Below are 6346 nucleotides of genomic sequence, written 5' to 3' on the forward strand. Positions count from 1 at the left end.
GGAGGCAAGCCCCACAAGCCAATTTTGCAGGGTTTTACTGATTAAGCGCATGATAAGGGGTTATACTTAAATTTCTAAAACGAAGGTATTTTGGCTATTTACCTGAATATGAAAGGCATTAACAAACTCACTCACAGTAGAGATTTTCTTGCCGCATAGTGCATTCGCTGCACCGCTTTTTACAAAGCGTCTTATCGTATTTCCAAGTTCCCCCTGACGTAGGGTTGCTAATGGGATAGCAGATCGGTTCCTTCATTGTCCAGAGCCTTTTTACAGCATCAATTGCAGCTTCCTCTTGAGCTGGAGATACGGTGTTGTGGAAAAATTTAGTCCAGCTAAATGAGGATTGTTGGCTATTCTTTTGTCTTGCATCATAATAGTCCGATAATAACGTTTTTAAACTATTGTTGCTTATCAGCGAAGCTAACGATTCTCGATAAAACGAGGCAGAAAGCTCGCATTTTTTGTTTATCTCTATTTAAAACGGCTAATAGTTGACATTTGGATTTCTCATTCGCTTTTTCAACAGCACTGATATTGTCATCGGCGTCATCGACAAAGAGGATACGGTTTACCCATTCTGGCTTATGTTTTGTAAATAAGTCATACATGTGCGCCTTTTCAGTCGCATATTCAGCTTGAGATCTGTTGACTAACCCCAGGATACTATTAGCTGCCCAGCTACGTGATGTGATTTCAGCCATGCCCTCAGGATTCTTTAATGCTGTTGCAAAAGCAATTCCTGGTTGAGACTCAGTCTCAAAATTAATGGCACCATATTGATCTTGCTCTAATGGTTTTTGTCAAACTGTTATCGGGGCGTTGAAAATTGCTCAAAAAATTGAAGAATGATTTTATTCTGGGTAGAAAATGGCCAGGATGATTATTTTGACTGGCAAGGAATAGATAAAAAATCCTTAAGACCATTACGGGTTATAATCTGATTATGACTAGGCTTTTAAGTCAGTCGAGATATTGTTTTGCCCATCGAACTATATCTTGCGTACTCATGACCCCAGCGCTTCTTGCAACTTCCTTTCCGTGAAACAGAATCATTAACGTTGGAATGCTTTGAATGGTATAACGTGCAGCTAAAGCCTGTTGAATTTCTGTGTTAACTTTGATCAAACGAATGTTAGGCTCGAGAAGATTTGCAGCAGATTCGAAATGGGGGGCCATTATCTTGCATGGGCCACACCATTCAGCCCAGAAATCGACTAAAATGGGGATATCATTATTATTAATGTAACGTTCAAAAAGTGTCTGGTCTAATGGGATTGGTTTTCCATCAAAAAGTAACTTTTGACATTTTCCGCATTTTGGATGCTCCGTCAAACGTGTTGAGAGTAATCGGTTAGTAGTGTGGCAGTGAGGGCAAATAATATGCATTATGTCATTCATGGTCTCAATTTTCCTTTGCTAACTATGTTGAGTTGTTTCAATCAGGCTTCTTAATGAATTTTTTAAAATCATCTCAAGTGGGCAAAATTGAGTAAACCCGCTTTGCAATAAATTTGCACCGACAAAAGCAGTAAACCATAAAAATTTTGAACTAATGTACACAGGGCTAGCTGGAACGCCAAGGCCAAGTGAAATCAAGATAAATAATCCTGCAACAATTCGAATAATGCGTTCAATAGTCATTTTTTTCTCCAGTTGATACCATTAACTCGTCTTATGTGTTCTTTTCCACCAGCTTAAATAAATTAAAGGAATTAAAAAGAGCGTAAGCACAGTTGAAGCAAAGGAACCAAACATTAACGATATAGCAAGTCCCCCAAATACAGGATCAGATAACATCACGGCAGAACCTAAAATAACTGCTAAAGCAGTCAGAATAATCGGCAATAGCCGTTCGACTCCCGATTCAATCACTGCTTGCTCAATCGAATAGCCTCTATGTTGATGCTCTAAAATAAAATCAATGAGTAATAGCGAATTACGCACAACAATTCCTGCTAAAGCAATGACACCGATCATGGAGGTCGCTGTAAACGGTTGGTGCATAAGCCAATGGCCTGGAAAGACGCCAATAATGGTCAGAGGGATGGCGCCCATAATAATGAGCGGTATAAAAACGACTGGTAAAAGGCAGTCAATAAAATATAAATCAGAACAATCGCCACGATAAATGCAGAGCCAAGATCGCGAAATACATCAAGCGTTAAACGCATTTCTCCGAGCCAGAATAATTGGTTCTTAGTCAGGTTTTGGGGTTGTGCTTCATGAAATCCCAAATTGCCTACCTCAAGAGAGAATGGTGGTTTTTCCAGCATTTGGGTCGCTGAAGCAACAGCATAAGCTGGGCTGGAACCTAATACTTCACCCGTTACATAAACAATAGGCGTTTGATCTTTAGTGAAAATAGGTTTTTGCTCTTTAGCGTATTTTAATGTAGCAATTTGCGCTAAGGGAATCAGTTGCTGTTGTTGATTTTTAAGATAGAGCTGATTTAGCACATGAACATCTCCTCGTGCTGCACGAGGCAATCGTAAGATAATATGCTCCGGCTCTTTTGCATTGGCTTCATGCCCATTGCCTACATTGACACCTTTGAAAAATGCAGCAACCTCTTGGGCTACTGTTTGTGGTGTTAACCCCGCGCGCATTGTTGCGTTGTGGTTAATTTCAATGCGATATTGATTAGCGTCTGCGGTGACGGAATTATCAATATTAATCATGCCATAAATTTTAGGATATACGGATTGAGTAATTTCATCAGCCAATATTCTTGATTTATTATAATTGGGACCATATAAGCCGGCCTCCATTTGCGAACGAACTGGTGGGCCTGGTGGGCTTTCAAAGAGTTTAATTGCACTTTCGGGATATTGTTTTTTAATAGGCATAAGACGTCGATAGACTTCCTCTGCAATCGCATGCGAACCTATATTGCGATGATGTTTATTAATCAAATTAATACGAATCTGGCTATACTGACTTCCCTGGAGGAGGTTATCTCCCCGCACCATCGCTGCAAAATCTTCGGGTGCAGCCTCTCCTAAATACAGTTCATAATCCAGGACGTAAGGATTTTTTTGAACTATTTGACTTATCGCTTTTACTAATGCAGTTGTTTTTTCTAAAGTGGCATTTGGCCCTGCATCAACGGATACTAGAAAGGTATTCACATTGTCATCGGGTAACATTTTGATTTCCACGCCTAAAGGACTTAATGGTCCATTAGTGCCAGAAGGACGGATAAATTGCCATAAAGGTTGTAATAAAACTCCACCTAAGAGAATAACAATTATTAGATAAAATAAGTGGCGTTTTTTAGAAGAAGAGAGCAATCCTTTAAATAAGTTAAGGTATAAACGCTGCAATAGGGTAGTATGCTGCTGATGCCCTTGACTAAGTTGGCGGCGTGCTTTTTTCTAAGCCAACGGTATGCAAGATAAGGCACTACACTGTAGGCGATGAAAAGCGAGATAATCATAGCCAAAGGCGCGTTAAAAGGAATAGGCGCCATAAAAGGCCCCATCATTCCACCAACAAAAGCCATAGGGAACAAAGCCAGTATCACCGTAAAGGTGGCAATAATTGTTGGCTTGCCAATTTCATTCGCTGCATAAATCACTAAACGAGTGAAGTTATGTTGTATTCCTTTCATGACATGACGATGAATGTTTTCAATCACAACAATACTGTCATCAACTAATAAGCCTAATGAGAGAATCAGGGCAAATAAGGTAATGCGATTAATCGTTTGTCCTGACAACCAACCAATACCAAGGACTAAACATAAAATAAGTGGGATGGAAAAAATCACGATGGATGCTTCTCGCCAACCTAAAAAAAGCATCAGTAAGACAACCACGCTGGCAATTGCAATACCTAAATGCTCGACTAAGGTATTGACCGCATCATTAGCCTCATCCCCATAATTGCGGGTTATTGAGACGCTAATCGTCTCAGGAATCATTTTACTGTTTTGTATCTGTTCTAGTTTATTGAGGATAGCTGTAGCTACATCTACTCCATTGCTGCCTTTTTGACGTGCTAAAGCAATCGTTACAGCAGGTTCCAATTCGTGGTTGTTTTGTTTTGTGTTAAGTCCATAAGCAAAATAAGATGCAATGGATTCATGTTCCGGACCTCGTTCGATATCTGCAATTTCTTTTAATAGAACGGGTTTTGCATTATCAGTGCCTATGATGATGTTTGCTAAATCATCATTAGAAATGAGTGAGCCTTCAATACGTAAAGGCGTTTCACTTAATTGACGCTCAAGAGTGCCCGCATTAATACTGATGTTATTGACTGAGAGTGCTTGTTGAATATTGGTGATTGAAATGGCATGTTCCGCCATTTTTTAGGATTAAGCCACACTCGAAGGGCACTGGGAGATGCACCCATAATCCAACTTTTACCTACTTGAGGCACTGTGCGTAACTGCTCCAACACGTTATTAGCCAATACTCGAAGTTCAGTCGGATTTTCCCCTTTAGCATGCAAGGTTATTGTCACCAGTGGAACGTCATATAAGCTAACTGAACGAATTAAAGGCATTAAAGTGCCAGGGGGCATTTTGTCCATATTACTGTTAATCTGGTTATAAACCTTAACCAGACTGCTTTCTTCATTTTCATTCACTTTAAAACGAACTGTTACTAAAGCGCTATCATCAATTGCCATTCCATAGGTATGTTCTACCCCAGGTATAGACGCCATTAACCCCTCTAAAGGGCGAACAATTTGATTGAGCATTTCTTGGGTATCGCTCCCTGGTCTACTCACAGAAATGGTTACCACTGGGACAATAATCTCAGGATTATAGGTTCGTGGCGTGCGCTCTAATGCCAGAGCGCCAAATAGCAAAATAATAATGATTAAAAGAAGAGTAAACTTTGATTGAATAAACGTTCTTGTTAATTCCCCTGCTTTGTTTAATTTATCCTTTGAATAAGGAACGTCATTCACAATAGTCTCTCCCTAAGCGGTATCGATTAATCAGAATTAGGTCATTGCCTTGGAAATTAATTGATTAGTCAGCATCAAAATATGTGCTTGATTGAGTCTTAATTGATGCAGTGTTTGTAGCTCCTGAGCTGTGTTTTGGGTCAATTTCATTTGACTTTCTAATAAAGCACTAAGCGGCACTAATCCCCGGCTAAATCGTTGCTTTAATCTTTTAATAACCGCTTCTTCTTTCTGAATCATTAGACGGCTTAATTGCAACTCATAATGAAACTGTGTCTCATTGCGCGTTAATTGTTTAAGAAGTAGCTTAAGTTGGTTGCGTTGTGCATCCAATTCAAATTGCGCTTTCTTTGCATTGGCCATCGCTGTTTGAACAGCCCCCGCCCGTTCTCCCGCGCTAAACAATGTCCAATTAGCACCCAAAACTATAGTCTCTGAAGGCAATCCTGAGCCTATTGTATTGCCATTCCAGTCATGCCTTAGCTGAAGATTCACTTGTGGCTTATACAACGATTGGGAAGCAAGAACATTTGCTTTTTCAGCTTGTGCCTGAGACTGAAGCGCTTTAAGCGACGCATTTTCTTCCAGGGCTTGTGATATGAGAGGGGTTAGTCCGCCGCTTTTTTTCGTAGAGGCGTGTGCTTACCCGGAATAAGATTGCTATTAGGCTCTCCCATCAGAGTTCTAAAATTATCCAATTCGTTTCCTGCTTGCAAGCGCGCATTTGATAAACCTAGCGAGGAGCTATTTAAATAAGCTTCGGCCATCAACACATCGCTATCTAAAGTAATTGACAGTTTTTTAATGCCTTGGTAGTTGTTAAAAACTCTCTGGCTCGAGAGACTTGTTTCTCGGCAACATGAATCAATTGATTAGCCGTTAAAAATCCTTCATAAGACATGTAAAGTTGATAGGCCAATTGGTTTCGTGCTTGCTGATTACCATGTTGTGCGGACAACAATAATGCACGCATGTTTTCTTGCTGGGCTTTTATTTTCCCTCCGGAATATATAGGCACAGTCAATTTAAATGCGGTATCCAAATTACTGTAATAACCTGGATGATTGAGAGAGTGCGGTCTTGTATATAATGAATTTATGCCAGTGAATTCTTCTGCCCCGAAAGAGGCAAAGGAAGCATTACCCTGACTTAATTTATAGCCGAACACTGATAATGGATTATTACTGCGTGCCCCATTAATCTCCAATTCAGCACGAGGCCAATTCATGCTGTTGGCTTGAGTTAAAGCGCCACAAGCTGCTTCAATCGAGGCTCTAGAACTTTGTATTGACGGATTATGACTTAAAGCGCGCTTCAATGCATTGGCATAAGAAACGGGTTGAATAGATCCGGCCCAAAGCGTTGTTGTTAAAGAGAGAGCAATAACCATGTAGAGTATGTGTTTTATTATTATTATTATTAT

Annotated in this window: 8 protein-coding genes and 1 pseudogene; all 9 read right to left on the minus strand. The window is 40.0% G+C overall.

What is annotated here, in order from left to right; translation table 11 throughout:
• Nucleotides 1-401: 401 nt before the first annotated feature.
• On the minus strand, nt 402-704 hold the full coding sequence (locus tag BN58_RS05840) for a hypothetical protein (RefSeq protein WP_019216039.1): 303 nt from the start codon (nt 702-704) through the stop codon (nt 402-404).
• Nucleotides 705-963: 259 nt separating this feature from the next.
• Entirely contained in the window at nt 964-1401 is a 438-nt protein-coding gene (trxC, locus tag BN58_RS05845) for a thioredoxin TrxC (protein ID WP_019216040.1), read from the minus strand.
• A gap of 18 nt (nt 1402-1419) precedes the next feature.
• On the minus strand, nt 1420-1644 hold the full coding sequence (locus tag BN58_RS05850; RefSeq protein WP_019216041.1) for a YgaP family membrane protein: 225 nt from the start codon (nt 1642-1644) through the stop codon (nt 1420-1422).
• A gap of 21 nt (nt 1645-1665) precedes the next feature.
• Nucleotides 1666-2058: an efflux RND transporter permease subunit gene (locus BN58_RS35820; protein ID WP_269570102.1), complete on the minus strand. Its 393-nt coding sequence runs from the start codon at nt 2056-2058 to the stop codon at nt 1666-1668.
• Entirely contained in the window at nt 2040-3293 is a 1254-nt protein-coding gene (locus tag BN58_RS33040) for an efflux RND transporter permease subunit (RefSeq protein WP_269570103.1), read from the minus strand. The genes BN58_RS35820 and BN58_RS33040 overlap by 19 nt, the downstream gene beginning before the upstream one ends.
• Nucleotides 3254-4923: pseudogene (locus tag BN58_RS37565) on the minus strand (efflux RND transporter permease subunit). The gene BN58_RS33040 and the pseudogene BN58_RS37565 overlap by 40 nt, the downstream one beginning before the upstream one ends.
• A gap of 36 nt (nt 4924-4959) precedes the next feature.
• A complete protein-coding gene (locus tag BN58_RS28150) occupies nt 4960-5523 on the minus strand; it encodes a TolC family protein (protein ID WP_083852124.1) in 564 nt (187 codons plus the stop codon).
• An 8-nt stretch (nt 5524-5531) separates the two neighbouring features.
• Nucleotides 5532-5690: a hypothetical protein gene (locus BN58_RS30595; RefSeq protein WP_232220385.1), complete on the minus strand. Its 159-nt coding sequence runs from the start codon at nt 5688-5690 to the stop codon at nt 5532-5534.
• 14 nt (nt 5691-5704) lie between these two features.
• Nucleotides 5705-6346 (minus strand): TolC family protein (locus tag BN58_RS28155; protein ID WP_232220386.1); only part of this gene is annotated, 642 nt, incomplete at its 5' end.

Source organism: Legionella tunisiensis, assembly GCF_000308315.1.
In the GTDB taxonomy this organism is placed as follows: Bacteria; Pseudomonadota; Gammaproteobacteria; order Legionellales; family Legionellaceae; genus Tatlockia; species Tatlockia tunisiensis.